The organism is Pseudomonas ceruminis (assembly GCF_021602025.1).
Taxonomy (GTDB): domain Bacteria; phylum Pseudomonadota; class Gammaproteobacteria; order Pseudomonadales; family Pseudomonadaceae; genus Aquipseudomonas; species Aquipseudomonas ceruminis.
The window spans coordinates 78,231-103,956 of the sequence record NZ_BQHW01000012.1 but is presented as its reverse complement, the minus strand read 5'-3'; the positions used below and the strand labels follow the sequence as shown (position 1 = coordinate 103,956).

The window sequence follows — 25,726 nt, the reverse complement described above, 5'->3', positions numbered from 1 at the left end:
CCGCTTGAGCACGATACTCGAACCTGGGCAGATCGAAGCGTCGGCAGTGATGCCGCCGTTTCTGCATCTGCCGCCTGCCAACCTCTTCGAATTGCGCGCCGTGCGGCTCGAGCACCTGGCCGAAGGGCATGCCCTTGGCGCCTACCTGCGGCTGGTCGCGCGGCTGTGCCGCATTCAGCAGCAGCTTGTGGATAACCCCCCTGGGGGTTTACCGGTCGCTGGCGAGCGTCAGCGCCTGTGCATAAGCCATGGCTTGCCACCGCTGGCGGCCGATAGCCTGGTGCGCGAAGGGCCATGGCTGGTCTGGCTGCAGGCGTTGCTCGGGCATTTTCATACTGATGTTGAGCCGCCGCTGGCCGCTGCGTTGCAAGCCCTGCAAGAGAGTGATGAAAGCCAGCGAAAGGGCTGGGGCATCGCATTGCTTGCCGGGCAGTACGACGCCGTGCCGGCTGCACTGGTACCGTTGCTGGGTGCCGCGCTGCAGGCGGCCTGGGCAAGTTGGCTGCTGGCGTTGCCGTCACCGGAACTCAAGCCTTCAGCCAGCCTGGCCCAATGCCCAGCGTGCGGCTCACCGGCCATGGCCGGGGTGGTGCGCAACCGCGGCAAGCATAATGGCCTGCGTTACCTGGCCTGCTCTCTGTGCGCGTGCGAGTGGCATGTGGTGCGGGTCAAGTGCGTGTACTGCGAGTCGAGCAAGGACCTTCGTTACACCAGCCTGGAGGATGACCGCCATGCGCCGGGCAAGGCGCCACTGCGGGCCGAATGCTGCCCGGGGTGCAATACGTACCTGAAGCAGAACTATCTGGAGAACGATGCCGCTGCCGAGGCGCTGGCCGATGACCTGGCCAGTCTGGCACTGGACATCCGGTTGGACGAGGAGGGCTTTCACCGCCTGGCGCCCAACCTGATGCTGGCCCCGGGTGGTGGGTGAGTGTCTACACTTGCGTCATGAGTTGCCCCCATCGTCGGCAAGCCGGCGATGGGGCTCAAGCAGACAATGGACAAGGTAGTACCTGATGTCTTCACGCCCCGCCAGCGACACCCCACGATTGCCTTCCATCGACACCCTGCTGCGCCACCCGGCCTGCCTGCCGTTGATCGACCGCCACGGCCGCGACGCCGTGCTCGCCACTTTGCGCCAACTGCTCGATGACCTGCGCGACCCGGTTCGCAATGGCCAGCTCGGCGCCGCCGAACTGGCTGCTGAAATCCTCCTGGGCCGCACCGGCGAGCGTCTGGCTATCCAGCAACGCAGCCAGGTCCGCCGCGTTTTCAACCTCACCGGCACCGTACTGCACACCAACCTTGGCCGTGCACTTTTGCCGGAAGAGGCCGTCGAAGCCATGCAGACTGCCGCCCGCTACCCGCTCAACCTGGAGTTCGACCTGGCCACCGGCAAGCGCGGTGATCGCGATGACCTGATCGAGGGCCTGATCCGCGAACTGACCGGCGCCGAAGCCGTCACCGTGGTCAACAACAATGCCGCCGCCGTGTTACTGGCGCTCAACAGCCTGGGCGCGCGCAAGGAAGGCATCATTTCTCGCGGCGAGCTGATCGAGATCGGCGGCGCTTTCCGCATCCCCGACATCATGGCTCGCGCTGGCGTAAAACTGCACGAGATCGGTACCACCAATCGCACCCACGCCCGTGATTACGAGGCCGCCATCGGCCCACGCACCGGCTTGTTGATGCGTGTGCACTGCAGCAATTACAGCATTCAGGGCTTCACCACCCAAGTAGCCACCGCCGAACTGGCGCGGATCGCCCATCAGCATGAACTGCCGCTGCTCGAAGACCTGGGCAGCGGCAGCCTGCTCGACCTGACCCGCTGGGGCCTGCCCGCCGAACCGACCGTGCGCCAGGCGTTGGCCGACGGTGCCGATATTGTGACCTTCAGCGGCGATAAGCTGCTTGGCGGCCCGCAGGCCGGCATCATCGTCGGGCGTAAAGAGCTAATTGCCAGGATCAAGAAGAACCCGCTCAAACGTGCGCTGCGCGTCGACAAGATCACCCTTGCCGCGCTCGAGGCGGTGCTGTCGCTGTACCGCAACCCGGACCGACTGGCCGAGCGCCTGCCGAGCCTGCGCCTGCTGACCCGCAGCCAGGCCGAGATCCAGGCCCAGGCCGAGCGCCTGGCGCCTGAGCTCAAGGCGCGTCTCGATGCGCAATGGGCGGTGAGTGTGGAGCCGGCGCTGGGCATGATCGGCAGTGGCAGCCAGCCCGTTGCCCGCCTGCCCAGCGCCGCGCTGTGCCTGCGCCCGCAGGTGTCGAAAAAGCTGCGCGGGCGCAGCCTGCATGTGCTGGAGCGTGCCTTGCGCGACCTGCCGGTGCCGGTACTGGGCCGCATCGACGACGATGCGCTGTGGCTTGACCTGCGCCAGCTGGACGATGAAGCCCAGTGGTTGGCGCAACTGCCTGCTTTGCAGTTGGGGCCGGTGCAGTGATCGTTGGTACTGCCGGCCACATCGACCACGGCAAGACTGCGTTGCTCCAGGCCCTCACCGGCCAGGCCGGCGACCAGCGCCAGGAGGAGCGCGCCCGTGGCATGACCATCGACCTCGGCTATCGCTATGCAGCGCTGGCCGAAGGTGCCCCTCTGATCGGCTTCATCGATGTGCCTGGTCACGAGCGTTTTATCCACAACATGCTGGCGGGAGCCCACGGCATAGACCTGGTGTTGCTGGTGGTGGCTGCGGACGACGGGGTCATGCCACAGACCCGCGAGCACCTGGCGATCATCGAGCTGCTGGGTATCCCCCAGGCGCTGGTGGCAATTACCAAATGCGACCGGGTCGAGCCGGCGCGCCTGGTCGAAGTGCAGGCGCAGGTTACCGAACTGCTGGCCACCGGCCCCTATGCAGGCGCGCCGCAGTTCCCGCTTTCAAGCATCACCGGTGAGGGAATCGAGGCACTGCGCCAAGCAGTGGTCCAGGCGCAAGGCAGCGTGCGCCAGCGCAGCGTGGGTGGGGGCTTTCGCCTTGCCATCGATCGCGCCTTCGCTGTGACGGGGGCCGGTGTGGTGGTCACTGGCACTGCACTGGCCGGGCGGGTTAGCGCCGGCGACACCTTGTTGCTGGGCAAGGCCGGTAAGCCGGTACGGGTGCGCGGCCTGCATGCGCAGAACCAGGCCGCGCTGGTCGCTGAAGTGGGGCAGCGAGTGGCCTTGAACATCGCCGCCGAGCGGTTGGCGGTGGCACAGGTGCACCGGGGTGACTGGCTGGTGCCTGAGTGGCTGCATGGGCCCAGCGTGCGGGTGGATATCGAGCTGCATCTGTTGGCCAACGAGGAGCGTGCCTTCGAGCATTTCAGTGCTGTGCACGTCCATTTGGGTACCCAGGATGTCACTGCCCGCGTCGCGTTGCTGCAGGGGGAACGCCTGGCCCCAGGCCAGCGCATGTTTGCCCAGTTGCTGCTCAACGCACCGCTGCAGGCTGTACACGGGGATCGCCTGGTGCTGCGCGATCAACGTGCCCAGCGCACCTTGGGTGGGGGTAGCGTGCTGGACCCGTTCGCCCCAAGCCGGCAGCGCCGCAGTGAGGCGCGGTTGCGCCAACTGCAGGTGCTGGCTGACGCCCAGAGCCTGGAGCAGTGCTTGATGGCGTTGCTCGAGGCAGCGCCCGGTGGCCTCGACCCGCAACGCCTGGAGCGTCAATTCAACCGCTTGCGCGAAACCTGGCAGCTACCCAGCGCTGCAAAGGTCGTTGCCACACGGCAGGGCCAATTGCTGTTCGCCAATGCCCAGTGGCAAGCGCTCAAGCGCCAGGTGCTGGCGCAATTGGCGCTGTTCCATGAGCAGGAACCCGATCAGCTCGGCCCGGACCGTGATCGCCTGCGCCGCTTCGCCACCTTGGCGCTGGAGCGGCCTGCGTTCGTCAGCCTGCTTGATGAACTGCTGAGTGACGGTGCAATTGCCAGCAGTGGGCCTTGGCTGCACCTGCCCGATCACAGCGTGCAGTTGAGCGACGCCGACACCGCGCTGTGGGCGCGGTTAGAGCCGATGTTGCGCGAAGGATGCTTCGATCCACCGTGGGTCAGGACGCTGGCCAGCGAAGTGCAGTGTGGCGAAGCCGAGGTGCGCCTGTTGTTACGCAAGTTGGCCAGGCTCGGGCTGGTGCATCAGGTGGTACGTGACCTGTTCTACCCGGAAGCGACGCTCCAGCGCATGGCAGCGCTGCTGCTTGGGCAGGCGGGGGAAACGCCGGTAGTGCAGGTTGCCGCGTTTCGCGATATGTTGGGCATCGGTCGCAAGCGCAGTGTGCAGATTCTCGAGTACTTCGACCGCATCGGCCTGACCCGGAGGGTTGCCGATCAGCGTCATATCCGTGCCGACAGCGCACTGGCCCAGCAGCAGGCCAGGCACTGAGTTCAAGGAAGGCAATCGCGCCCGGTGGCGCGGCCGGGCTTCAAACCCGGTTGGGGACGGCAGCCGTTCCCGGGCAGGTTCGACTCCCGCTGCCTTCCGCCAATTTCATGGCTGTAGCGCCCCTTGAGTGCTGCGCCTGGCCTGTGGGAGCCTGCTTGCCGGCGATGAGGCCCTGCCAGGCAGAACCTAGGCCCGCTCCCCACAAAGGTCCAGTGCAAACCACTGCTCTGCTGCCTCAACCCCCAGCCCCGCCCCCAGCAAGGCGAACACTTTGGCCAACGCTGCTTCACGGGTCATACCGCCCCCGCTGATCAACCCTGCTGCGCGCAGTCGATTGCCGGCCGCATAGGTATCGAACACCACCGACCCCTCCGGGCACTGGCTGATGGCAACCAGCATCACCCCGCGCTGGCGCGCCGCACGTAGCACGTCGAGGAGCGCCTGGTCATCCGAAGGCCCGGTACCACTGCCGTAGCATTCAAGCAGCAGCCCTTGCACGCCACTGTCGAGCAGCACCCGCAGGTGCTCGGCCTGCAGGCCAGGGAACACCGGCATGATGGCGAGGTTGACCGGCTGGCGCTGTTGGCGATAACCCAGGGCAGCAGGCACATCGCTCGCCCGCACGCCTTCGCGATGACGCGGCAACGCGGCAAAGGCGTCGAACGCTTCGCTGCGCAGTTTCGAGGCACGGCAGCCGTGCAGCCGTTGGCCGTGGAAATACAGCTGCACGCCGTCCTCCAGGCCTTGTTCAAACTGGCGCAGGGCGCCGCAGAGGTTATCCCAGGCATCGCTGCCCTGGGCGCCCGCTGGCAGCATCGAGCCGGTCAGCAGCACCGGCGCCGGCAGGCCCAGCAGCAGAAACGACAGGGCCGCGGCGCTATGGGCCAGGGTATCGGTGCCATGCAATACCAGTACGCCGTCATGGCCACCTTCGTCCACCGCTGCAACGATGGCATCGCGCATCGCCAACCAGTTGTGTTGTTGCATGTTGGCGCTGTCGAGCAGCGGGTTCATTTCCTGCAGCGACCATTGCAGCTGGGGCGCATCGGCCAGTTGGGCGAAGTGTTCGCGCATCCGCGCTTCGAAACCACCGGCCGGCGCCAGGCCTTCAGCCGTTTCGAGCATGCCGATGGTGCCCCCGGTGTAGAGGACGAGGAGATTCGTGACTGCACGCATGGAAAGCATCCGTAGCCGTGAGCGGAGATAGAGAGAGCAGCCGCCCGCGAGCGGGGCGGCTGGGCAGGGGAGGATATCAGCGCTGTGGCTGAACCTGGCCGGCGGCTTTGTCAGCGGCTGTTTCGGCCTGTGAATTGGCAGGCCAGGCATTACGGTCCAGGTCCAGGTCGGCGAACTTGGCCGAATCGAACACCGGCTGCTTGATGCCGGCTTTGCGCTGCTCGTCGTAGTCACGCATCACGCGCATGCCGACCTTGAACAGCAGGGCCAGGGCGACCAGGTTGACGAAGGCCAGGCAGGTCATGGTGATGTCGGCGAAGGCGAACACGGTCGACAGGTCCTGCACCGAGCCCCATACCACCAGCGCCAGGACCAGGGCGCGGAACCCCAGCAGGACAATGCGGTTGCGGCTGAGGAACTGCAGGCTGTTCTCGCCCAGGTAGTAGTTGTAGAGGATGCAGGTGAACACGAACAGCGACAGGGCGACGCTGACGAACAGGCGGCCCCAGTCACCGACCACGGCGGCCAGCGAGTTCTGGGTCAGGACGATGCCATCACCTTCGAAGCCTGGGGTGTAGAAGCCCGACAGCAGGATCAGCAACGCGGTGCAGGTGCAGATCACGAAGGTATCGAGGAACACGCTGAAGGCCTGGACCACGCCTTGGGCACCGGGGTGTTTAACGGCCGCTACGGCGGCGACGTTGGGCGCACTGCCCAGGCCTGCTTCGTTGGCGAACACACCTCGTTTCACACCCATGACAATGGCGCTGCCGAGCAGGCCGCCGAATGCCGGGTCGAGGCCGAAGGCGCTCTTGAAGATGGTTTCCAGCATGGCCGGAACGTGCTCGATCTGGGTGCCGATCACATACAGCGTCACGCCGATATAGGCCAGGGTCTTGATCGGGACCAGCAGGTCGGACACCGCCGCGATGCGCTTGATACCCCCGATGAAGACGATGGCCAGCAGCACTGCCAGGGCAATACCGGTGTGGCTAGGGTCGAAACCGAAGGCGTTTTGCAGCGAGTGGGTGACGGTGTACGACTGCAGGCCCATGAAGGCGAAGCCGTAGGTGACCAGCAGCAGGATCGAGAACACCACTGCCATGCTCTTGAGCTTCAAGCCGTGCTGGATGTAGTAGGCCGGGCCGCCGCGGTACAACCCATCGCCATCGGCGCGTTTGTACACCTGGGCCAGGGTACATTCGAAGAAGCTGCTGGCCATGCCCACCAGTGCAGTGACCCACATCCAGAACACCGCGCCTGGGCCACCCAAGGTAACGGCAATGCCGACACCGGCAATGTTACCGGCACCAACGCGGCCAGCAAGGCTCAGCATCAGGGCCTGGAAAGAGCTCAGCTGGCCAGCCTGGCCACGCAGCGATTCCTTGAACACACCGAACATGTGGATGAAGTGGCGGAACTGGACGAACCGCGAACGGACGGTGAAGTAACCGCCGAGACCGACGATCAGCACGATAAGAAGTTTCCCCGAGAGGAAATCGTTGAGTGCTTCGAGCATTGGAAAATGACCTCGATTCTTATTCTTCGCATGGAAAGACCAGCGGACTGCAGGCGCACCGCTATCGTTGGGGGCGCATGGTTGGCTATGACAAGGGTGGTTACAATTTCGCGGGTTGCTCTGACTTGATGCGACTTGATGCTACAATGGCGTCATTCGCGTCACCCTGGATTCTGAACATGAGCGATCATTTCGCTGCCAACCTTAAACTGGCCTGCAGCCACTACCGCTCTATCTCCGAAGTTTGCCGCCAGCTGTCGATCAACCGTGCCCAGTTCAACAAGTACCTGAGCGGGCAGAGCCGCCCGACGGCATTCAACCTCAAGCGCATCGGCGATTTCTTCGGCGTCGAGGATTACGAACTGAACCTGCCGCCCGAACAGTTCACCCGTCTGATAGGCGCGCGGGTGACCGCGTTGGCCGATCAGCCAAGCGACCCGATCAGCGAACTGTTCCGGCCATTGCATGAGCATGCTGGCAACCTTTCGCGTTATTGCGGTTACTACTTCGAGTATTCCAACTGCATGTCGGTACCGGGCACGATCCTGGTGTCGCTGGTGCACTTGCGCGAGGAGCGTGGCCAGTTCCTGTTCGAGCGCCAGGAGCGTCAGGAGCGCTCCAGCGCCACCGACCAGCATGCCGAAGTACGCTGCCGTTACCTGGGCGCGGCGTTCCAGTTGCAGGACCGGATGTTCCTCATCGACTACGAGTCGCTGACCTTGAACGAGATGAGCCAGACCGTCCTGATCCCCAGCTTCAAGAGCCGCATCACCCGCCTGAATGGCCTGAAGACCGGGGTTTCCAGCGGCGACCGCCGCAACCCTGCCTGTACCCGCGTGGTGTGGGAATACCTGGGCGAGGAGATCAACCGCATCAATGCCTACCGGCAGGTCAAACTCTACCGACCGGATGATCCGCGCATTGATGACGATGTGCGCGAGCGGTTGAGCGTGGGGCCGCTCAGTAACGGGCTGTTCGAAATCGAGTGATGGTCCGCGCATTAGCCGCTGTCGAGGATGAACATTTCAACCGCATTGGCAACCTGGTCCGCGATGGCTGGCGTGTTGCGCAGGTGGGCGGCGATGCCGTGGTCGCAGTCTGTAAGAAACAGGCATTGCAAACGCGCCGCCGATACGGCACTCATCAGCGCTTGGGTGACTTCTTCAGGGATCGGGCTGTAGCGTTCGGTGCCGCCCAGCCACAGGTTACCTGCGCTGGTGCCCGGCCCTTTGCCGAAGCGTTGTGAGTTGAGCCCGTCGTACTCGCCAATCACCATCAGCACTCTGCCCTGGAACTGCTTGAGGAAGGCGTAGCTGTCGCTGTCCAGAAAGCCATATGGCTTGCTGATGGCGGCAGTGAATGCCGGGCCAAACGGCGCTTGGTGGGCATCATCTGGATAGACTGCCGGGCAGATCAATACGATGCTGTCCACTTGAGGCAACCGTGCTGCAAGTTTCAGCGTGATTGCCGCGCCCAGGCTGTGGCCTATCAGCGTTCTGCATCGAGGTGCGATATGCGCGTAGAAGCGCTGTGCCTCTTCGAGGTTGGTAACCAGTGACGGCGCCACTGCGCCTGGCTCGCTGGCATGGCTGTGACCAGAAAGGTTGCCCGTGAGCGACCCGATGCCAGCGGCTTGCAGGCGATAGAGCAGAGGGTTGAGCCGGGTAAAGTCCGAACGCGCGCCACCCAGCACGAATACTGGCGCTGCGCGCTCGGTATCAGGTACCAGCAACCTGGCCTGTTGCTGGTAGCTTGCGAAGTGTTCGTCGATGAACAGCTCTCTGCCCGGAGCAGGCTCGTCGAACTGCCATTTCAGACGCTGATCAATGCCCGTTTCCAATTGCCTGGTGTCCCTAGAAAGCCCGTAGGTGCAGCCATTCGCCAAGTGGGTTCTCTGTATCGAGCAGCAGCTTAAGCGCCATGATGCAGCAAACGCAGATCAACAGCGGCTTGATTAGACGCGGGCCGAACCGGACTGCACTGCGTGCGCCCAACTGTGCACCCACGAACGCAGCAAATGCCATAGCCAGTGCCAGCGGCCAGATGATAGCTCCGCTGAGTGAAAACACTGACAACGCGCCCAGGTTGCAAGCTGCGTTCAAAAGCTTTGCGTTGCACACCGCTTGGATCAGATGTTGACCCAGCAGAATCACGCACGCCAGCATGAAAAACGACCCGACGCCCGGGCCAAAGATTCCGTCATAAAAACCGATGACGGGAGCCACTGCCATGCAGAACAGGCTAGTCGAGATCTTCGCCTTGCGCGCTTGTTCATTTGGTGTTGGACTGAACGCGAAGTAGGCCGCTACCAGAATAAGCAATATGGGTACGCAGGCCTGCAAAATGTGCTTGGGTACGTAGCTAATCGACAAGGCGCCCAAGGCCCCTCCGATAAATGACATGACAGCCATTGGGCTGCCGCGCTTCCAGTCAATCATGCCTTTGCGGGCAAAAGCACACGTAGCCGAAACCGTGGCAGAAGCCGCCTGGAATTTGTTGGTGGCGATTGCCGCCAAGGGTTCTATACCGGCAATGAACAAGACTGGCAGCGTGATCAGCCCTCCGCCTCCAGCAATCGCATCGAAAAATCCAGCCATAAGTGCAGCCAAGGCAAGTATTAGTATGAGGCTCAGGTCGAGTTCGATCATTGGATGTCTTCCTGTATTCAGCCACGGACCAGGAGGGGGTCTTCAGCGAGTACCAGCGGATGTGCGAAGGGTGAGTATCCGAACTGACGAACAAGTAGGCGCCGGTTGTCCCGGACTCTGTCGCGGCCGTGCAACGCTTGGCTATTGTTGATCAGCAGTGCGCTGTCGGGCTGAAGAACAAACGCCAGTGGTTGGGCTGCACTCAGGGTTTTTTGAAAGATGTCGAAGGCGCGCGCCGCTGCGCTGCTGGCGTGATCATTCACAGCGAAACGGTAACTGTTGTAGCGCAATGAGAAGCCGCCATTGGCCTCGAATTGCAGCATTGAAACGGCTTTTCCAGCATTGCCATGCCCGTTAGCAAAACAGTCGCTGCGTGTGAAATCGAAAGATGGCGACGTAAGCGCGAGCGCCTCCAGGCTACCCATACGCTCGATGATGCCGCGAAGTGGGTACACGTACGTGCATTCGTCAGCGGGATTCCAGCGCGCAGTGAGAATCAGTACAGACGGCGCAGGGGAGTGAGAATTGCGGGCAACTGTCGAGCAGTTGTAAGGCGCTTCGGTGTGTGGTCCCAAGCGTAAGCCAGCATGCGAGCTGGTTTCGACTTCCGCGCGAGGATCTTCATCACGTCTTGGGTTGCAGCCACCGCCTTTGAAATTTCCTACCAAGCGGACTTGTTTGCCTTCGTTGTCGATATCGAAGGCGAAACAACGATGGCGCACCAGTTCCAGCAGTAATTGATTTCTTGAAGCGAGATATTGGCAACGAGGACTCTGCATCAGGGTGGAAATGTCGGGTAGCTGGTCGGGTAATGGGTCGTCAGGGCAAGGCATTTGCCTGTACATCAAGGCAGACAGATTTCCTTCGCTAAAGCGCTGCAGGATCGAACGCTGATCTTCGCTCAAGGTCTTTTCAAGCTGTTTGGCCAGTCGGCGAGCTTGAATCGCAACCCCCTTGACTTCAGGGCCGCCCGATGCAGCGATGGCTAGGCTTGCGGAGGCTATGGCTCGGCTTTGTTCCGAATTGAAGTCCAGATAATCGACTTCCGAATGAGGCATTGGACGTTCCCTGTAGTTGTTTTTATGCCGTTCCCACCTGGTTAGTGGGTGAGTCAACTATTCAATGCAGTTATGCTGCTACGCGAAAGCCAGCTCGTTCCGGGTATCTCGTAGGAGATTTCTGGTGGCGACGGTCTTGATATTTGAACGATCGAAATTATTACCGTCGTTGGCCTTGGCCCTGCGTTGGACTTCCCGGGCAGGAAACCGCAAAATGACCCCTTTCCCTCAATCAACCTGTTCGGATCTGCTGACTCTATGCGTATGCGCCTGATGCTGTTGGGTGGTGGCAATGCCCTCGGGCAAGCGCTGATTCGTCTCGGGGCCGAGGAGGACATTGCATTCCTGGCGCCGCGTCCACCGGAAAACGGCTGGGATGCGGCCAGCCTGACTCAGCTGCTCGACGATCACCGCCCTGATGCCTTGGTCAACCTGGCTTATTACTTCGACTGGTTCCAGGCCGAGTCGGTCAGCGAACAGCGCCTGGCTCAGCAGGAGCGGGCGGTGGAGCGGCTGGCGGAGCTGTGCCAGCATCACCAGATCACCCTGGTGCAGCCTTCCAGCTACCGGGTGTTCGACGGCTCGCGGGCCACGGCCTACAGCGAGAAGGACGAGCCGGTGCCGTTGGGCCTGCGTGGCCAGGCATTGTGGCGTATCGAGCAGAGTGTGCGTGCGGCTTGCCCGCAGCATGTGCTGCTGCGCTTTGGCTGGCTGCTGGACGAGAGCGTCGACGGGACCTTGGGCCGTTTTCTGACCCGCGCAGAGCAACCTCAGGAACTGCTGTTGGCCGATGATCGCCGCGGCAACCCGACGCCGGTGGACGACGCGGCCAGGGTGATCCTCTCGGTGCTCAAGCAACTCGATTGCAATGCACCGCTGTGGGGTACCTATCATTACGCCGGCAATGAGGCGACCACGCCCCTGGCGCTGGGCCAGGCGATCCTTACCGAGGCCGGGCAGTATCGCCAGCTGGCGGTACAGGCGCCGACCGCGCAGGCCCATGCCGCGCGCCCGGATGCCAGCGAAGAACCGCAGAACGCGGTGCTGACGTGCAAGAAAATACTTCATACCTTCGGTATCAAGCCGCGTGCCTGGCGCGCAGGCTTGCCGCCACTACTGGACCGATTCTACCGCCATGGCTGATGCCCCCATCCTGATCACCGGCGGCGCCGGCTTCATTGGCTCCCACCTGTGCGATGCGTTGCTGGCCAAGGGCTACGCCGTGCGCGTTCTCGACGACCTCTCGACGGGCAGGCGCGACAACCTGCAACTGAGCAATCCGCGCCTTGAGCTGATCGAAGGTGACGTTGCCGACGCCGGCCTGGTCCAGCGGGCTACGGCAGGTTGCCGGGCGGTGGTCCATTTGGCTGCCGTGGCCTCGGTGCAGGCCTCGGTCGAGGATCCGGTAAAAACGCACCAGAGCAATTTCATCGGTACCCTCAATGTGTGTGAGGCCCTGCGCGTGCAGGGGGTGCGCCGCGTGCTGTTCGCCTCGAGCGCAGCAGTGTACGGCAACAACGGTGAAGGCCAGTCGATTGCCGAAGACACGCCCAAGGCACCGCTGACCCCTTATGCGGTGGACAAACTGGCCAGCGAGCAGTACCTGGACTTCTACCGCCGGCAGCATGCGCTGGAGCCGGTGGTGTTCCGCTTCTTCAATATCTTCGGCCCGCGCCAGGACCCGTCCTCGCCGTACTCGGGGGTGATCAGCATCTTCAGTGAGCGGGCGACCCAAGGGCTGCCGATCACTGTGTTCGGCGATGGCGAGCAGACGCGGGATTTCCTTTACGTGGGCGATCTGGTCAATGTGATGGTGCAGGCGCTGGAACAGCAGCAGGTAGAAGAGGGCGCGGTGAATATCGGCCTGAACCAGGCAACTTCACTTAACCAGTTGCTCAAGGCGCTGGAGCAGGTGGTCGGCAGCCTGCCGCCGGTCAGCTATGCAGAGGCCCGCTCAGGCGATATCCGCCATTCGCGGGCGGATAACCAGCGGTTACTGGAGCGGTTTGATTTTCCTCAGCCGACATCGATGGTCCAAGGCCTGGCTCACCTGCTTGGCAAGGTCTGAATCAGGCCTCGGGGGGCGTTCAAGCCCTCCAGGCCCGGCCAACCCGCTCCTAACCGGTTTACACCCTTCAGCGCTGACGCACGACCTTGCGTTGGCAGTCTTCTGGCCGCAACACCCGCCCATCCTGAGCTCGTACCTGCAGGGTCTCGACCACTTGCCCTGTGGCCCTGTCCAGTAACGCTGAGCGCGTTTCCCCCGGCTCGAACTGAAACCGCTCCCCCCACTGGCGCAGCCCCACCACGATCGGAAACACCGAGCGCCCCTTATCGGTAAGCACGTACTCCTTGTACGCACTGCCATCCGAGGCAGGCTGCAATTGCAGCAAGCCGCTTTCCACCAGCAGTTTCAGCCGCGAAGCGAGGATGTTCTTCGCCAACCCGAGGTTTTTCTGAAACGCGCTGAAGCGGCACAAGCCATCGAAGGCGTCGCGCAGGATCATCATCGCCCAGCGGTCACCCAACACCTCCAGGGCACGCGCTACAGGGCATTGGGCATTCACTTCATCAAGCATTGGGCAGGCCTTCCTGAGTCTCTGGTTGCAGATTAAAACCACATTTGTTAAATAGCCAGTAAGTGGTTTCGATTAAAAACCAGATTCAATGGAGCTGGCCTGATGACACGCTGGATTACCTTGCTGCTTGCCGCCACCTGCGCCATGGCGGTTGCCACGGTGTACTTCGCTCAACCTTTGCTCGAGTCAATTGCCACTGACCTGGGGATCGCTCAGGCGCGCATAGGCTGGGTCGTCGGCGCCACCCAGGCGGGCTATGCACTGGGGCTGATCCTGATAGTGCCGCTGGGCGACCTGATTGACCGTAAACGCTTGGTGCTCGGCCAACTGCTGGTCGCCGCGCTCGCGCTGGTGGGCGTAGGCTTTGCGCAGGCCTGGGCGATACTGTTGGCCGCCCTGGCCGTGGTAGGGCTGATGGCGGTGATGGTGCAAGTGATGGTGGCGCATGCCGCGACCCTTGCCACACCCGCCCGGCAGGGGCAGGCGGTGGGTACGGTTACCAGCGGTGTGGTGCTGGGCATTCTGCTGGCGCGCCTGGTGTCCGGTGCGCTGGCCGATCTTGCCGGTTGGCGCAGCGTCTACTTCGTGGCCGCAGGGGTGTTGCTGTTGATGGCCCTGGTGCTTTGTTACTCCATGCCAGGCGGCGGCCGCCCAGCGCGTCGCTTGGGTTACCTGGCGCTGATCGGCTCGCTGTTCAGCCTGTATCGCCAAGACCGCCTGCTGCGTCGGCACGGCCTGTTTGCCCTGTTGATATTCGCGGCGTTCAGCGTGCTATGGAGCAGCATGGTCTTGCCGCTGGGCGCTGCACCGCTGGCGCTGAGCCACACCGAAATCGGTCTGTTCGGCCTGGCAGGCATTGCGGGTACGTTGGCCGCTTCACGCGCCGGCCGGTTGGCTGACCAAGGGCTGGGCGAACGCACCCTGGGCATGGCGCTGGCGCTGCTGACACTTTCATGGCTGCCTACCGCCTTCGTCGAGCAGTCCTTGATGGCTTTCACGTTGGGCGTACTGATGCTGGATTTTGCTGTGCAAGCCGTCCACGTCACCAACCAGAGCCTGCTGTTGGCCGGGCGTACGGGTATGGCCAGCCGACTGATCGGCGCCTACATGTGCTGCTATTCGATTGGCAGTGGGTTGGGAGCGGTGCTGGCGAGTTGGGTCTATGCCCAATGGGGATGGGGTGCAGTGTGCGCACTGGGCGTAGCAATCAGTGCGGCAGCGTTGGGCTACTGGCGGTTGTCACGACCAGAGAGGGCGACCGAGGTCGCCCTCCCGTGTTCCGATCAGAACTTGTAGCCAAGGCCGACCATGTAAACCCACGGGTCGACGTCCACGTCGACCTTGGTCTTGCTGTAGCCCAGTGCGGTCGGGCCGTTGACGCTGGCCTTGGTGTCGATGTCGACGTACCAGACAGAGGCGTTGATCAGCAGGTTGTCGGTGAGCATGTAGTCCATGCCCAGCTGGCCGGCGATGCCGACCGAGTCCTGCAGCTTGAGGTTGCTGAAGCCTTGTTCCTTGCGTGCGCTGCTCAGGTCTTCATCGAAGAACAGGGTGTAGTTGATGCCCACGCCCGCATAGGGCTGGAAGCGCGAGCTTGGTTCCATCGGGTAGTACTGCACGGACAGCGTCGGTGGCAGTTGCTTGATGTCGGCCAGCTTGCCGTCCAGGCCGCCGCCCAGGCCCTTGACGCCTACGGTGTGTTTGAATGGCGTGGCGGCCAGCAGCTCCAGGCCGATGTGGTCGGTGAGCATGTAGGCGAAGGTCAGGCCCAGTTGGGTGTCGCTGTCCAGGGTTGCCTTGGTGCCCGACACCTTGTTGCCGTCGAACTTCAGGTCGCTGCTGTTTTCGTTCGGGGCGGTGGTGATGGCGCCTGCGCGCAGGATCATATCCCCCGCCTGATAGGCGTGGGCGGCAGGGGCGGCGAGCGCAAGGGCCACGAGTGAGGCGCCGAGCAAGGACTTGTTCATGGAAGCTCCCAAAGGACATTAGTAATTGAGTAGTCCAATGGTACGGAGCTGTCTAAACGGAAAGTTTGACCCAGCTCAAAGAAGCGTATTCAAGAATTCGAAACAGTTCTCACTTGAGCTCATAAGCGTATATTTTCTCGGCCTCCATCTGGTAACCGGCATCGGCCAGTTCGCTGCTGGAGGCTCTGACCTGCATCTTTCCTTCGATCCAGTAGGGCTGGTAGAGGTCTTCGACGCGTACGCCCATCTCACTGAAGATGTGCACGATCTGGTTGGAAGGCGGTGGTGGCACATGGATGCAGGCGCCGTAGTAAGGCACCAGCAGAAACTCGGTGGTACGGCCTTCTTCGCTGACTTCCAGCGGCACGATGTAGCCGGGTAACTTGATCTGCTGGCCATCCAGGCTTTTCACCACCGGGGCGTCGGGTGCTTGCTGGCGAGCCGGCGGCGCCGACTCGACGGACAACGCGTTGCTCAACTGCGACATGTCGTGCAGGGGCGTGAGTTGCGGTGGAATGATAGGCGCGCCCTCGGGGATCAGGGCAGGCCAGTCGAGTTCCCGGGGCTCGGCTGCCCAGCAAGGCAACGCCAGTGCAATCAGCATCAGAAGGAACAGTTGCACTGGCCTCTTCGCGGGTGAGCCCGTGGCCACAGGCTGCGCCGAAGCCCCTGTGGAAGCAGGCTTGCGCGCGAAGAAGGCGATGAGGTCTACGGTCATGACGGGCTCTCAGAGGTGAATCGACAAGCCATCGGCCAACGACTGCCGATAGGCACGCCAGGCCGGTACGCTACCCATCAGCAGCGCTGCGCCGAGGATGATAGCCAGCAATGTCCATTCATGCTCGCTGGGCCAGGCCAGCGGCAGGTACAGGCCATAGTTGGCCTGCACGTAGCCCTGCGCCAGGGCAATCCCGGCATACAACAGCCCAAGCCCCGCCGCGATGCCGGCCCCTGCCAGTGCCAGTGCTTCGAGCACCAGCAGCCCGGCAATGTGCCAAGGCCGAGCGCCAACTGAGCGCAGGATAGCCATCTCGCGGCGACGTTCGTTGAGGCTGGTGAGAATCGCGGTGAGCATGCCGATCAGACCGGTCAGCACGACGAACAGCGACACCACGAACAACGCCTGTTCAGCGGTACCCATCAGGCTCCACAACTCTTGCAGGGCAACCCCAGGCAGGATCGCCAGCAACGGCTCGCTGCGGTATTCGTTGATCTCGCGCTGCAGGCTGAACGTGGCGATCTTGCTGTTCAGGCCGAGCATGAATGCAGTAATGGCGGCGGGCTGCAGGTCCATGGCGCGTGCCTGATCGGCACTGATGCGTGCGGCCCCCCTGGCTGGCACGCCGTTGTGCCAATCGACGTGGATAGCCTCCATGCCAGCCAGGCTGATGTGCAGGGTACGGTCGACCGGTGTGCCGGTGCGCTTGAGGACGCCGACCACGGTGAACGGTTTGTCGTCGTGTTTGACCAGGCTGATGGCAGCGACGCCGTGCGCCAACACCAGCTTGTCGCCGAGCGTGTAATGCAGCGCGTCGGCCACCTCGGCGCCCAGCACCACTTCGAATGGGTCGCCGGCGAACTCACGGCCCTGGCTCAGCGCCAGGTGCTGCCTGCGCCCGTACTGGTAATGGCTGAAGTAGTCCCCGGTGGTGCCCAGCACCCGGTAGCCGCGGTGCGAGTCGCCCAGCGAGATAGGGATCGCCCACTTCACCCTGGGGTCCTGAGCGTAATGTTGAAAGCTGTCCCAGCGGATGTTGTTGGTGGCATTGCCGATACGAAACACCGAGTACAGCAGCAAGTTCACCGACCCCGAGCGGGCTCCGACGATCAGGTCGGTGCCGCTGATGGTGCTGGCAAAACTGGCACGGGCTTCGGTGCGCACGCGTTCCACGGCCAGCAGCAGGCACACCGATAGGGCGATGGCGAAGGCGGTCAGGAAAGCGGTGAAACGGCGATTGGCCAGGCTGGCCAGGGCAAGGCGAAGCAGGTACATCAGGCCTCCCGGGGCTTGGCCGCGCGATTGAGCTCGGCCAGGGACAGATGACGGTCGAACAGCGGCGCAAGGCTTTGGTCATGGCTGACGAACAGCAGGCTGGAGCCGGCGGCGCGACACTCATCGAACAGCAGGCGGATAAAAGCCTCACGGGTGTCGGCATCCAGCGCCGAGGTCGGTTCATCAGCAATCACCAGCTCGGGTTGGCCGATCAGCGCACGGGCGGCAGCCACACGTTGCTGCTGGCCGATGGAGAGGCTGTCGGCGCGGCGGGCGAGCAGCGCAGGGTCGCCCAGGCCAAGGTGGGCGAGCAGCTCGCTGGCCGCCTGGTCGACACTGCCGTGGCGTTGGCGGGCACGCGCTGCGCGGCTATGCGAGAAGCGGCAGGGCAGCTCGACATTTTCGCGTACCGACAAGAACGGCAGCAGGTTGAACTGCTGGAAGATATAGCCGGTATGGTCGACGCGGAAGCGGTCGCGGGCGCCCTGGCCCAGGGCCCCCAAGTCATTGCCGAGCAACTGGATACGGCCCTGGCCTGGCAGGTTGACGCCCCCCAGCAGGCCCAGCAGGGTGGTCTTGCCACTGCCGCTGGGGCCTTTGAGGAACAAGGCCTCGCCGGCATCCAGGCGAAACGCCGGGATGTCCAGTAGCGGCGGCTGACCTGGCCAGGCGAACACCAGGTCATGCAGTTCGATTAGCGGCTGGCTCATTCAGAACGCGACCACGGCCTTGGCAGGCGAGGTTTCCACGCCCTTCTGCCCACTTGGGCCGATCAGTTGCACGTTGATCTTCTGGGTGGCCGGGAAGGTCTTGAACAGTGGCGTGAGGTCAAGCTGGGTGAGTTTTTCCGGGGCCGAGCAGTTCAGTTGGTAATGAGCGTTGATGTCACTGTGCTGGTGACCATGTTCGTGTTCATCGCCGTCGTCATCTGCTTTTGCCGCATCGCCAAACAGCGGGCTCTGCAGCTCCTGGGCGTCTTCCTTGCAACCAGCGGCCGCCGCCAGGCCGAACAGCTTCAGCGGTTGTTCGAGCAGTTGGCGCACCGCAGCGACCTTGGCCTTGTCGGCATCGCTGGTGGCGCTGTGTTCGAAGCCAACCAGGTTCATGGCCGGGCTGTCCAGTTCCAGTTCCAGGGTGTTGCCGTCCAACACAGCATTGAGCTTGGCCACACCGTGCTCGTGTGCAGCGAGCGTACCGTGGGCGTGGTCATGTTCATCATGGGCATAGGCCGCGACAACGGGCAGCAGGGCGAACGGCAGGGCGAGCAGCAGGCGACGCATGGAGGACTCCAGGAGCGGGCTGAGGATGATTTGGTAATGTTATAACAACTTTTCTCGTTGCCGCCAGCCTGCCTGGCGCAGGTTTCATGTTGCTGTAGCATGGCAACATTGACTGGGCGTGAGGGAGTGCATCGTGAGAATTCGTGGACAGATTGGTGACTGGCCGGTGGATCTGACTATCGAGCTTGAGCCGGCGGAATGGGCCCAGCTGGGGCGGCAGCTCGAAACGTCTGCCGGTACCGAGGCTGCGCCGCCCACTACGGTAGCGGCGCCGCGCCAGGACGACGGACTGTGGACTGCAGCGCGCGAAGTGCTGCGCGAGGCGGGCCAGATGAATGGGCCGCAGCTATTGGACCGTCTGGAAGGGCTGGCGGGCAGCACCGCTGCAGGCAAGCGGCTGTTGGTGCGGTTGCGACACAGCAGTGAGGTGAAGGTGGAAAGTGGCACGGATGCGCCGGTGTATCACTGGGTCGGCTGAAGGGCGCGTTGCTGGCCCTGTCACCGGCATGGCGGCGACAGGGCCGGAACAGCATCAGAACAGGGCGGAAGACAACCGACGGCGGTACACACCTACTAACGGATGATCGCCACCCAGCAACTCGAACACCTGCAGCATCGCCTTGTGCGGCAACCCGTTCTCATAGCCACGGTTACGCTTGAACAGGTTCAACAGCCCTTCCAGCGCTGCTTCATACTGCTGGCGGGCCAGTTGCTGAATGCTCAGCTGGTAGGCTGCTTCATCATCTTCCGGGTTTTGTGCCAGGCGGCTCTTGAGGTCGGCGACCTCCGGCAGGCTGGCGGCCTGGCGCAGGAAGGTCAGCTGGGCCTTGGCGCCGGCCAGGGCAGCCTTGTGCTCGTCGGTCTTGACCGCGTCCAGCACCACCTGGGCCTCGCCCAGTTCGCCACGCTCGGCCAGGCAGCGGGCGTACAGAATCAGCGCCTCGACATTGCTGTTGTCCTCGCCCAGCAGGGCTTGCAGCAGCGCTTCGGCTTCGGCAAAACGGCTCTCTGCGAACAAACCCTTGGCTTGCTCCAGCGGCGACGCGGTTGGTGCGGCAGGCAACTGCACATGCGGCTCCAGCATGGCGCGGATCGCCGACTCGGGTTGGGCGCCGGCAAAGCCGTCGACCGGCTGGCCGTCCTTGAACAGCACGACGGTCGGCAGGCTGCGGATACCGAACTGGGCGACGACCTGCTGCTCCACGTCACAGTTGATCTTGGCCAGCAGCAGCTCGCCCTGATAGCCCTCGGCGATTTTCGCCAGCAATGGCATCAGCGCTTTGCACGGCGCGCACCATTCGGCCCAGAAGTCCACCAAGACCGGCTTGTGGAAGGAGTTTTCGATGACCAGTTGCTGGAAGTTGGCATCGGTGGCATCGAAGATAAACGGTGTTTCCTGGCTCATCGCGACTCTCGCAAATCCGTGTATGGCATCACTATAAAGGCTCGCGGCTGGCGTGGTACAGGCTGACCCGGCGGAATTCGTGTGGCTCGGCCAGGTCGGGCAGGGTCAGCGCCTCAAGCACCCCCAGTTGCCGGTACAACGGATGGCTGAAGTCGCGTACCCGCGAGTCCGCCACCAGGGCCTGGCGGCCACGCCCCAGAAAGGCGTCGAGCAGCGGCAGGTTGGCGCGGTCATACAGCACATCGGCGACCAGGATCAGGTCGAAACGGTCTGCCTCGGCGAAAAAATCGCTGCTGTAGCCAAGTTCGACCCCGTTGAGCAGGGCATTGGCCCGGCATGCCTGCAGGGCCAGCGGGTCGAGGTCGCAGGCTACCACCTCCGCGGCTCCGGCATGGGCGGCGGCGATACCGGCGATGCCAGAGCCCGCACCAAAGTCGAGCACCCGCTTGCCGGCGACCCAGGCGGGGTTGGCGGCCAGGTAGCGGGCCATGGCCAGGCCGCTGGCCCAGCAAAAACTCCAGTACGGTGGCTCTTCCAGGATGCGCCGGGTTTCCTCGCTGCTGAAGGCACGGTCCATGTTCTGATCGTCGATGAGCCAGAGCTTGAGCGCGCAGTGCGGCAACTCGCTGACGACCAGGCGCGCCTCACCGATCAGGCCACTGAGCGCCTGCTGCAAGGCCAGCGGCGCCACCTACGGTGCCTTCTCGAATTGCAGTGGGCCGGTCGCCTGGGTCTGGGCCTGGGTAATACGCAGCGGCGGCAGGTGCAGGATCAGTTGGCCGGAACGGCTGGCACGGCCGCGCAGTTCGACCCGGGCGTCAGCCGGGAAGGCCTCGGGGTTGAACCGCAACTGGTAGGGCAGGGCCTGGCCGGTGCCGGTCAGGGTGCTGCTGGCCAGTAGCTGTTGCGGGCGGCCGCGATCGTCGATGACCAGCAAGGCCAATTCCACGTCGGCACCTGCCGGAATCTCCAGCAAGGTGCCGCTCAGTTCACGTTGATAAGCAGGCAGCGGGCCAAGCGGTACGGCCTTTTTCGCCACCTTGGCGGGCGCGGGCGCCGGGGCTTGCTCGGTGTTCGGCCGGTCGCTGCCACAGGCAGCGAGCAGGGCAGCGCAGCCCAGCACGACAAGCGCTCGATAATGCATGGGGTAGTCCTTCACGGGCAGATTTCCCTTGGATGTTAACCCCTTTGGCTTGTCTTGCCAGTGGGATGCGCTACCATGGCCCTCCCTTTTTTTGTTGCCTGCCACCATGCACTGTCCCTTTTGCGGTGCCAACGACACCAAGGTCATCGACTCGCGCCTGGTCGCCGAGGGCGAACAAGTGCGCCGCCGGCGTGAATGCGTTGCCTGCGGCGAGCGTTTCACCACCTTCGAAACCGCCGAGCTGGTGCTGCCCCGGCTGATCAAGCAGGACGGCACCCGCCAGCCGTTCGATGAAGACAAGCTGCGCGCCGGCATGCAGCGTGCGCTGGAGAAACGCCCGGTCAGCGTCGAGCGCCTGGAAGCGGCGCTTGCCCACATCAAGAGCCGGTTGCGCGCCACCGGTGAACGCGAGGTCAAGTCGTTGGTAGTCGGTGAGCTGGTGATGGCTGAACTGCGCAAGCTTGATGAAGTCGCCTACATCCGTTTCGCTTCGGTGTACCGCCGCTTCCAGGACCTCGACGAGTTCCGCGAAGAAATCGACCGCCTGGCCCGCGAGCCGGCCAAAGAGTGAATATGCCGAGCCAGACCGCGATTCTTGACGCCCATTACATGGCCCGCGCCCTCGAACTGGCCCGCAAGGGCGTCTACAGCACCCACCCGAACCCCCGTGTGGGCTGTGTGATCGTCCGCGATGGCGAGGTGGTCGGTGAAGGCTGGCACGTGCGCGCCGGTGAGCCCCACGCCGAGGTGCATGCCTTGCGCCAGGCCGGTGAGCGTGCCCGGGGGGCCTGCGCCTATGTAACCCTGGAGCCGTGCAGCCACCATGGCCGTACTCCACCGTGTGCCGAGGCGCTGGTCAACGCCGGTGTGGCGCGTGTGGTGGCAGCCATGCAGGACCCCAACCCGCAAGTCGCCGGCCAAGGCCTGCGGCGCCTGGCCGAAGCGGGTATCGACGTGGCCAGCGGCGTGCTCGAAACCGAGGCTCGCGCACTCAACCCCGGGTTTCTCAAACGCATGGAGCATGGTCTGCCATTCGTGCGAGCCAAGCTGGCCATGAGCCTGGACGGGCGCACTGCCATGGCCAGTGGTGAGAGCCAGTGGATCACCGGCCCCGCGGCCCGTTCGGCGGTGCAACGCCTGCGCGCGCGCGCCAGCGCAGTATTGACCAGCGCCACCAGCGTGCAGGCCGACAACGCACGGATGACCGTGCGCGGGGCAGAGCTGGGCCTGGATGAAGCAACCACCGCGCTGGCCCTGAGCCGCACGCCGCTGCGCATCCTGATCGATGGGCGCCTGCGCCTGCCACTGGACGCTCCGTTCTTTCAGGCAGGCCCGGCTCTGGTGGTCACTGCCCAGGGCGATGACCCGCGCTACAGCGCCGCTGGCCATGAGCTATTGAGCCTGCCAGGCACCGCCGGCCAGGTCGACCTGCCCGCACTGATGCAAGCGCTGGCGGCCCGCGGCATCAACGAGGTCCTGCTGGAGGCCGGCGCCGGCCTGGTGGGCGCCTTTGCCCGACTAGGCCTGGTCGATGAGTACCAGTTGTTCGTCGCCGGTACCTTCCTTGGCTCCCAGGCTCGCCCATTGCTGGATTGGCCATTGGCGAAGATGAGCGAAGCGCCGCGGCTGAAAATCACCGAAATGCGTGCAGTGGGCGATGACTGGCGGGTCACGGCCGTCCCTCTGCCGGCGCCCGGCGTATAATGCCGAGCTTGCCCCGCGCAATCCGTTTTTGAGGAAGACCCCATGTTCACCGGCATCATCGAATCCATCGGCACCATCCGCAGCCTGACGCCCAAGGGCGGGGACGTGCGCGTCTACGTCGAGACCGGCAAGCTCGACCTCGGTGACGTCAAGCTGGGCGACAGCATTGCCGTCAACGGCGTATGCCTGACTGCCGTCGAGCTGCCTGGCGATGGCTTCTGGGCTGACGTCAGCGTCGAAACCCTCAAGCGCACCGCCTTCATCGACCTCAAGAGCGGCAGCAAGGTCAACCTGGAAAAGGCCCTGACCCCGACCACCCGCCTGGGCGGCCATCTGGTCAGCGGCCACGTCGACGGTGTTGGTGAAATCATCTCGCGCAGCGATAACGCCCGCGCCATCCAGTTCCGCGTGCGCGCACCCAAGGAGCTGGCCAAGTACATCGCCCACAAGGGTTCGATCACCGTCGACGGCACCAGCCTGACGGTCAATGAGGTCAATGGCGCCGAATTCGAGCTGACCATTGTCCCGCACACCCTGTCCGAAACCATCATGGCCGACTACCGCGCAGGGCGTCGGGTGAACCTTGAGGTCGACCTGCTGGCCCGTTACCTGGAGCGCTTGCTGCTGGGCGACAAGGCTGCCGAACCGAGCAAGGGCAGTGGCATTACCGAAAGCTTCCTGGCCGCCAACGGCTTCTTGAAATCCTGATTGAGAAGGGGGTGCCGCGTGGCGCTCAACAGCATCGAAGAACTGGTCGAAGACATCCGCCAGGGCAAAATGGTCATCCTGATGGATGACGAAGACCGCGAAAACGAAGGCGATATCATCATGGCGGCCGAGTGCTGCCTGCCCGAGCACATCAACTTCATGGCCAAGCACGCCCGCGGCTTGATCTGCATGCCGATGACCCGCGAGCGCTGCGAAACGCTCAAGTTGCCCCTGATGGCACCGCGCAACGGTTCGGGCTTCGGCACCAAGTTCACCGTGTCGATCGAAGCCGCCGAAGGCGTTACTACCGGCATTTCCGCTGCCGACCGTGCACGTACCGTGCAGGCTGCCGCTGCCAAGGACGCCAAGGCCGAGGACATCGTCAGCCCGGGCCACATCTTCCCCCTGATGGCTCAGCCTGGCGGCACCCTGGCCCGCGCCGGCCACACCGAGGCGGCGTGTGACCTGGCCCGCATGGCCGGCTTCGAACCCAGCGGCGTGATCTGCGAAGTGATGAACGACGACGGCACCATGTCGCGGCGCGCCGAGCTGGAAGTGTTCGCTGCCGAACACGGCCTGAAAATTGGCACCATCGCCGACCTGATCCACTACCGCATGATTCATGAGCGTACCGTGCAGCGGGTCTCCGAACAGCCGCTGGACAGCGAGCTGGGCCAGTTCAACCTGGTCACCTACCGCGATGCGGTGGAAGGCGATGTGCACATGGCCCTGACCCTGGGCAAGATCTGCGCCGAAGAGCCTACCCTGGTACGGGTGCACAACATGGACCCGCTGCGCGACCTGCTGATGGTCAAGCAGCCGGGCCGCTGGAGCCTGCGCAACGCGATGAGCGCCGTGGCCGATGCTGGCAGCGGCGTGGTCTTGCTGCTGGGCCATCCGCTGGACGGCGATGTGCTGCTGGCGCATATCCGCGAAAGCGCCGGCGATGCACCGACCAAGGTCCCTACCACCTACAGCACCGTGGGTGCCGGTTCGCAGATCCTGCGTGACCTCGGCGTGCGCAAGATGCGCCTGATGAGTTCGCCGATGAAGTTCAATGCGATATCCGGATTCGATCTGGAAGTTGTAGAATACGTGCCCTCCGAGTGACTTGAGGCGGCGCTTGCGCCCTCACGCTCGAGTCCAAACCCTCCCGAGGCCGCCAGTGCGCGGCCTCGCTCTTGAAGATGAGAACATCGGAATGACCCTGAAGACCATCGAAGGTACCTTCATCGCCCCCAAAGGTCGCTATGCTTTGGTGGTTGGCCGCTTCAACAGCTTCGTCGTCGAAAGCCTGGTAAGCGGTGCCGTTGATGCCCTGGTACGCCACGGTGTCAGCGAAAGCGACATCACCATCATCCGTGCCCCGGGTGCGTTCGAAATCCCGCTGGTGGCCCAGAAGGTTGCCCAGCAAGGCGAATATGACGCGATCATCGCCCTGGGCGCAGTGATCCGTGGCGGTACCCCGCACTTCGAGTACGTGGCGGGCGAATGCACCAAGGGCCTGGCCCAGGTGTCCATGGAGTTCGGTGTTCCGGTTGCCTTTGGCGTCCTGACCGTCGATTCCATCGAGCAAGCCATCGAGCGTTCCGGCACCAAGGCCGGTAACAAAGGTGCTGAAGCTGCCCTGTCCGCACTGGAAATGGTCAGCCTGCTGGCGCAGTTGGAGGCCAAGTGATTAGCGACGAAAGCGATCGTTTCAACCCGCGCGATCCAAAACCTGCGGATGCCGGCAAGCCATCGAAGAGCGCCAAGCGCCGCGAAGCCCGCAAGCTCGCGACCCAGGCCCTGTATCAATGGCACATGGCTCAGCATTCGCTGAACGAGATCGAAGCGCAATTTCGGGTCGATAACGATTTTACCGATGTCGACGGTGCCTATTTCCGCGAGATCCTGCATGGGGTCCCGGCAATCAAGGCGGACATCGACAACGCGCTCAAGCCGTGCATGGACATCGCCCTGGAAGAGCTCGACCCGGTCGAACTGGCCGTGCTGCGCCTGTCCACCTGGGAGTTCATCAAGCGCGTCGACGTACCGTACCGCGTAGTGATCAACGAAGGCGTCGAACTGGCCAAGGTCTTTGGCGCCACTGACGGCCACAAGTTCGTCAACGGCGTGCTGGACAAGCTCGCACCGTCGCTGCGCGAAGCAGAAGTCAAGGCGAACAAGCGCTGATCCTGGC

General features: G+C 63.4%; 28 protein-coding genes and 1 tRNA gene. 15 read left to right on the top strand and 14 right to left on the bottom strand.

Going from position 1 to position 25,726, the window contains the following annotated elements; all coding sequences use genetic code 11:
- Nucleotides 1-4 precede the first annotated feature (4 nt).
- The 4 genes from fdhE to L6D80_RS15605 all read left to right on the top strand — a co-directional run bounded on the left by fdhE (nt 5) and on the right by L6D80_RS15605 (nt 4,465).
- Nucleotides 5-931 carry a formate dehydrogenase accessory protein FdhE gene (gene fdhE / locus L6D80_RS15620; protein WP_176516056.1) on the top strand — a complete coding sequence of 309 codons (927 nt, stop codon included), beginning with the start codon at nt 5-7 and terminating at the stop codon, nt 929-931.
- Between the two features lie 85 nt (nt 932-1,016).
- Nucleotides 1,017-2,444 carry an L-seryl-tRNA(Sec) selenium transferase gene (gene selA / locus L6D80_RS15615; protein ID WP_176516059.1) on the top strand — a complete coding sequence of 476 codons (1,428 nt, stop codon included), beginning with the start codon at nt 1,017-1,019 and terminating at the stop codon, nt 2,442-2,444.
- A complete protein-coding gene (selB, locus tag L6D80_RS15610) occupies nt 2,441-4,363 on the top strand; it encodes a selenocysteine-specific translation elongation factor (protein WP_176516061.1) in 1,923 nt (640 codons plus the stop codon). The genes selA and selB overlap by 4 nt, the downstream gene beginning before the upstream one ends.
- A 6-nt stretch (nt 4,364-4,369) precedes the next feature.
- Nucleotides 4,370-4,465, top strand: a tRNA-Sec gene (locus tag L6D80_RS15605).
- 84 nt (nt 4,466-4,549) lie between these two features.
- Here the strand turns inward: L6D80_RS15605 and L6D80_RS15600 are convergent.
- Both L6D80_RS15600 and L6D80_RS15595 read right to left on the bottom strand, forming a co-directional pair.
- On the bottom strand, nt 4,550-5,539 hold the full coding sequence (locus L6D80_RS15600; protein WP_054900795.1) for an asparaginase: 990 nt from the start codon (nt 5,537-5,539) through the stop codon (nt 4,550-4,552).
- A 76-nt stretch (nt 5,540-5,615) separates the two neighbouring features.
- Complete coding sequence (locus tag L6D80_RS15595) at nt 5,616-7,058, bottom strand: alanine/glycine:cation symporter family protein (protein WP_176516063.1); 1,443 nt, start codon at nt 7,056-7,058, stop codon at nt 5,616-5,618.
- Between the two features lie 179 nt (nt 7,059-7,237).
- On the opposite strand from L6D80_RS15595, the gene L6D80_RS15590 reads away from it, so the two are divergent.
- Nucleotides 7,238-8,047, top strand: a complete 810-nt coding sequence (locus L6D80_RS15590; protein ID WP_054900797.1) for a helix-turn-helix domain-containing protein — start codon at nt 7,238-7,240, stop codon at nt 8,045-8,047.
- An 11-nt stretch (nt 8,048-8,058) separates the two neighbouring features.
- On the opposite strand, the gene L6D80_RS15585 is transcribed toward L6D80_RS15590, so the two are convergent.
- Genes L6D80_RS15585 through L6D80_RS15575 form a run of 3 tightly spaced genes read right to left on the bottom strand, consistent with a single transcriptional unit; the run spans nt 8,059 to nt 10,764 of the window.
- Nucleotides 8,059-8,898 carry an alpha/beta hydrolase gene (locus tag L6D80_RS15585; RefSeq protein WP_054900798.1) on the bottom strand — a complete coding sequence of 280 codons (840 nt, stop codon included), beginning with the start codon at nt 8,896-8,898 and terminating at the stop codon, nt 8,059-8,061.
- Nucleotides 8,899-8,911: 13 nt separating this feature from the next.
- Entirely contained in the window at nt 8,912-9,706 is a 795-nt protein-coding gene (locus tag L6D80_RS15580; protein WP_176516065.1) for a TSUP family transporter, read from the bottom strand.
- A 17-nt stretch (nt 9,707-9,723) separates the two neighbouring features.
- Complete coding sequence (locus L6D80_RS15575; RefSeq protein WP_176516068.1) at nt 9,724-10,764, bottom strand: Fe(II)-2OG oxygenase family protein; 1,041 nt, start codon at nt 10,762-10,764, stop codon at nt 9,724-9,726.
- Between the two features lie 258 nt (nt 10,765-11,022).
- On the opposite strand from L6D80_RS15575, the gene L6D80_RS15570 reads away from it, so the two are divergent.
- Both L6D80_RS15570 and L6D80_RS15565 read left to right on the top strand, forming a co-directional pair.
- Nucleotides 11,023-11,907: a sugar nucleotide-binding protein gene (locus L6D80_RS15570; protein WP_054900800.1), complete on the top strand. Its 885-nt coding sequence runs from the start codon at nt 11,023-11,025 to the stop codon at nt 11,905-11,907.
- Nucleotides 11,900-12,832 (top strand): NAD-dependent epimerase/dehydratase family protein, encoded by a 933-nt coding sequence (locus tag L6D80_RS15565; protein ID WP_054900801.1) that lies wholly within the window; start codon nt 11,900-11,902, stop codon nt 12,830-12,832. Before L6D80_RS15570 ends, L6D80_RS15565 begins: the two co-directional genes overlap by 8 nt.
- 67 nt (nt 12,833-12,899) lie before the next feature.
- On the opposite strand, the gene L6D80_RS15560 is transcribed toward L6D80_RS15565, so the two are convergent.
- Nucleotides 12,900-13,343: a winged helix-turn-helix transcriptional regulator gene (locus tag L6D80_RS15560; RefSeq protein WP_054900802.1), complete on the bottom strand. Its 444-nt coding sequence runs from the start codon at nt 13,341-13,343 to the stop codon at nt 12,900-12,902.
- Nucleotides 13,344-13,445: 102 nt separating this feature from the next.
- On the opposite strand from L6D80_RS15560, the gene L6D80_RS15555 reads away from it, so the two are divergent.
- Nucleotides 13,446-14,639: an MFS transporter gene (locus tag L6D80_RS15555; protein ID WP_176516069.1), complete on the top strand. Its 1,194-nt coding sequence runs from the start codon at nt 13,446-13,448 to the stop codon at nt 14,637-14,639.
- On the opposite strand, the gene L6D80_RS15550 is transcribed toward L6D80_RS15555, so the two are convergent.
- The 5 genes from L6D80_RS15550 to L6D80_RS15530 all read right to left on the bottom strand — a co-directional run bounded on the left by L6D80_RS15550 (nt 14,627) and on the right by L6D80_RS15530 (nt 18,583).
- Nucleotides 14,627-15,310, bottom strand: a complete 684-nt coding sequence (locus L6D80_RS15550; RefSeq protein ID WP_054900804.1) for an OmpW/AlkL family protein — start codon at nt 15,308-15,310, stop codon at nt 14,627-14,629. The two genes, L6D80_RS15555 and L6D80_RS15550, sit on opposite strands and share 13 nt — an antisense overlap.
- Nucleotides 15,311-15,419: 109 nt before the next feature.
- Entirely contained in the window at nt 15,420-15,914 is a 495-nt protein-coding gene (locus tag L6D80_RS15545) for a DUF3299 domain-containing protein (RefSeq protein WP_220462587.1), read from the bottom strand.
- A 123-nt stretch (nt 15,915-16,037) separates the two neighbouring features.
- Nucleotides 16,038-17,303, bottom strand: coding sequence for an ABC transporter permease (locus L6D80_RS15540; RefSeq protein ID WP_054900805.1), 1,266 nt, complete (start codon nt 17,301-17,303; stop codon nt 16,038-16,040).
- Nucleotides 17,303-18,013, bottom strand: coding sequence for an ATP-binding cassette domain-containing protein (locus L6D80_RS15535; RefSeq protein WP_176516071.1), 711 nt, complete (start codon nt 18,011-18,013; stop codon nt 17,303-17,305). The genes L6D80_RS15540 and L6D80_RS15535 overlap by 1 nt, the downstream gene beginning before the upstream one ends.
- Nucleotides 18,014-18,583 (bottom strand): DUF2796 domain-containing protein, encoded by a 570-nt coding sequence (locus L6D80_RS15530; protein ID WP_176516072.1) that lies wholly within the window; start codon nt 18,581-18,583, stop codon nt 18,014-18,016.
- Nucleotides 18,584-18,716: 133 nt separating this feature from the next.
- Here L6D80_RS15530 and L6D80_RS15525 point away from each other — a divergent pair, with 133 nt between their 5' ends.
- Nucleotides 18,717-19,061, top strand: a complete 345-nt coding sequence (locus L6D80_RS15525; protein WP_176516074.1) for a hypothetical protein — start codon at nt 18,717-18,719, stop codon at nt 19,059-19,061.
- Nucleotides 19,062-19,115: 54 nt separating this feature from the next.
- Here L6D80_RS15525 and trxA read toward each other — a convergent pair whose 3' ends face one another.
- The 3 genes from trxA to L6D80_RS15510 are packed head-to-tail and all read right to left on the bottom strand — an operon-like array spanning nt 19,116 to nt 21,132.
- The gene (gene trxA, locus L6D80_RS15520; protein WP_176516076.1) at nt 19,116-19,988 is read right to left on the bottom strand and encodes a thioredoxin; all 873 of its coding nucleotides are present in this window, start codon (nt 19,986-19,988) and stop codon (nt 19,116-19,118) included.
- 31 nt (nt 19,989-20,019) lie between these two features.
- A complete protein-coding gene (locus L6D80_RS15515; RefSeq protein ID WP_176516078.1) occupies nt 20,020-20,679 on the bottom strand; it encodes a class I SAM-dependent methyltransferase in 660 nt (219 codons plus the stop codon).
- Entirely contained in the window at nt 20,680-21,132 is a 453-nt protein-coding gene (locus L6D80_RS15510; protein ID WP_176516080.1) for a YbaY family lipoprotein, read from the bottom strand.
- Between the two features lie 106 nt (nt 21,133-21,238).
- Between L6D80_RS15510 and nrdR the strand changes: the two genes are divergently transcribed.
- The 6 genes from nrdR to nusB all read left to right on the top strand — a co-directional run bounded on the left by nrdR (nt 21,239) and on the right by nusB (nt 25,719).
- Entirely contained in the window at nt 21,239-21,703 is a 465-nt protein-coding gene (gene nrdR, locus L6D80_RS15505) for a transcriptional regulator NrdR (RefSeq protein WP_016393425.1), read from the top strand.
- A gap of 2 nt (nt 21,704-21,705) precedes the next feature.
- Nucleotides 21,706-22,836: a bifunctional diaminohydroxyphosphoribosylaminopyrimidine deaminase/5-amino-6-(5-phosphoribosylamino)uracil reductase RibD gene (gene ribD / locus L6D80_RS15500; RefSeq protein WP_176516082.1), complete on the top strand. Its 1,131-nt coding sequence runs from the start codon at nt 21,706-21,708 to the stop codon at nt 22,834-22,836.
- Nucleotides 22,837-22,878: 42 nt separating this feature from the next.
- Entirely contained in the window at nt 22,879-23,544 is a 666-nt protein-coding gene (locus L6D80_RS15495) for a riboflavin synthase (RefSeq protein WP_003255399.1), read from the top strand.
- Between the two features lie 18 nt (nt 23,545-23,562).
- Complete coding sequence (gene ribBA, locus L6D80_RS15490) at nt 23,563-24,654, top strand: bifunctional 3,4-dihydroxy-2-butanone-4-phosphate synthase/GTP cyclohydrolase II (protein WP_054900813.1); 1,092 nt, start codon at nt 23,563-23,565, stop codon at nt 24,652-24,654.
- Nucleotides 24,655-24,745: 91 nt separating this feature from the next.
- Entirely contained in the window at nt 24,746-25,222 is a 477-nt protein-coding gene (ribH, locus tag L6D80_RS15485) for a 6,7-dimethyl-8-ribityllumazine synthase (protein ID WP_008092356.1), read from the top strand.
- Complete coding sequence (gene nusB, locus L6D80_RS15480) at nt 25,219-25,719, top strand: transcription antitermination factor NusB (RefSeq protein ID WP_054900814.1); 501 nt, start codon at nt 25,219-25,221, stop codon at nt 25,717-25,719. The genes ribH and nusB overlap by 4 nt, the downstream gene beginning before the upstream one ends.
- The last annotated feature ends 7 nt before the right edge of the window (nt 25,720-25,726 follow it).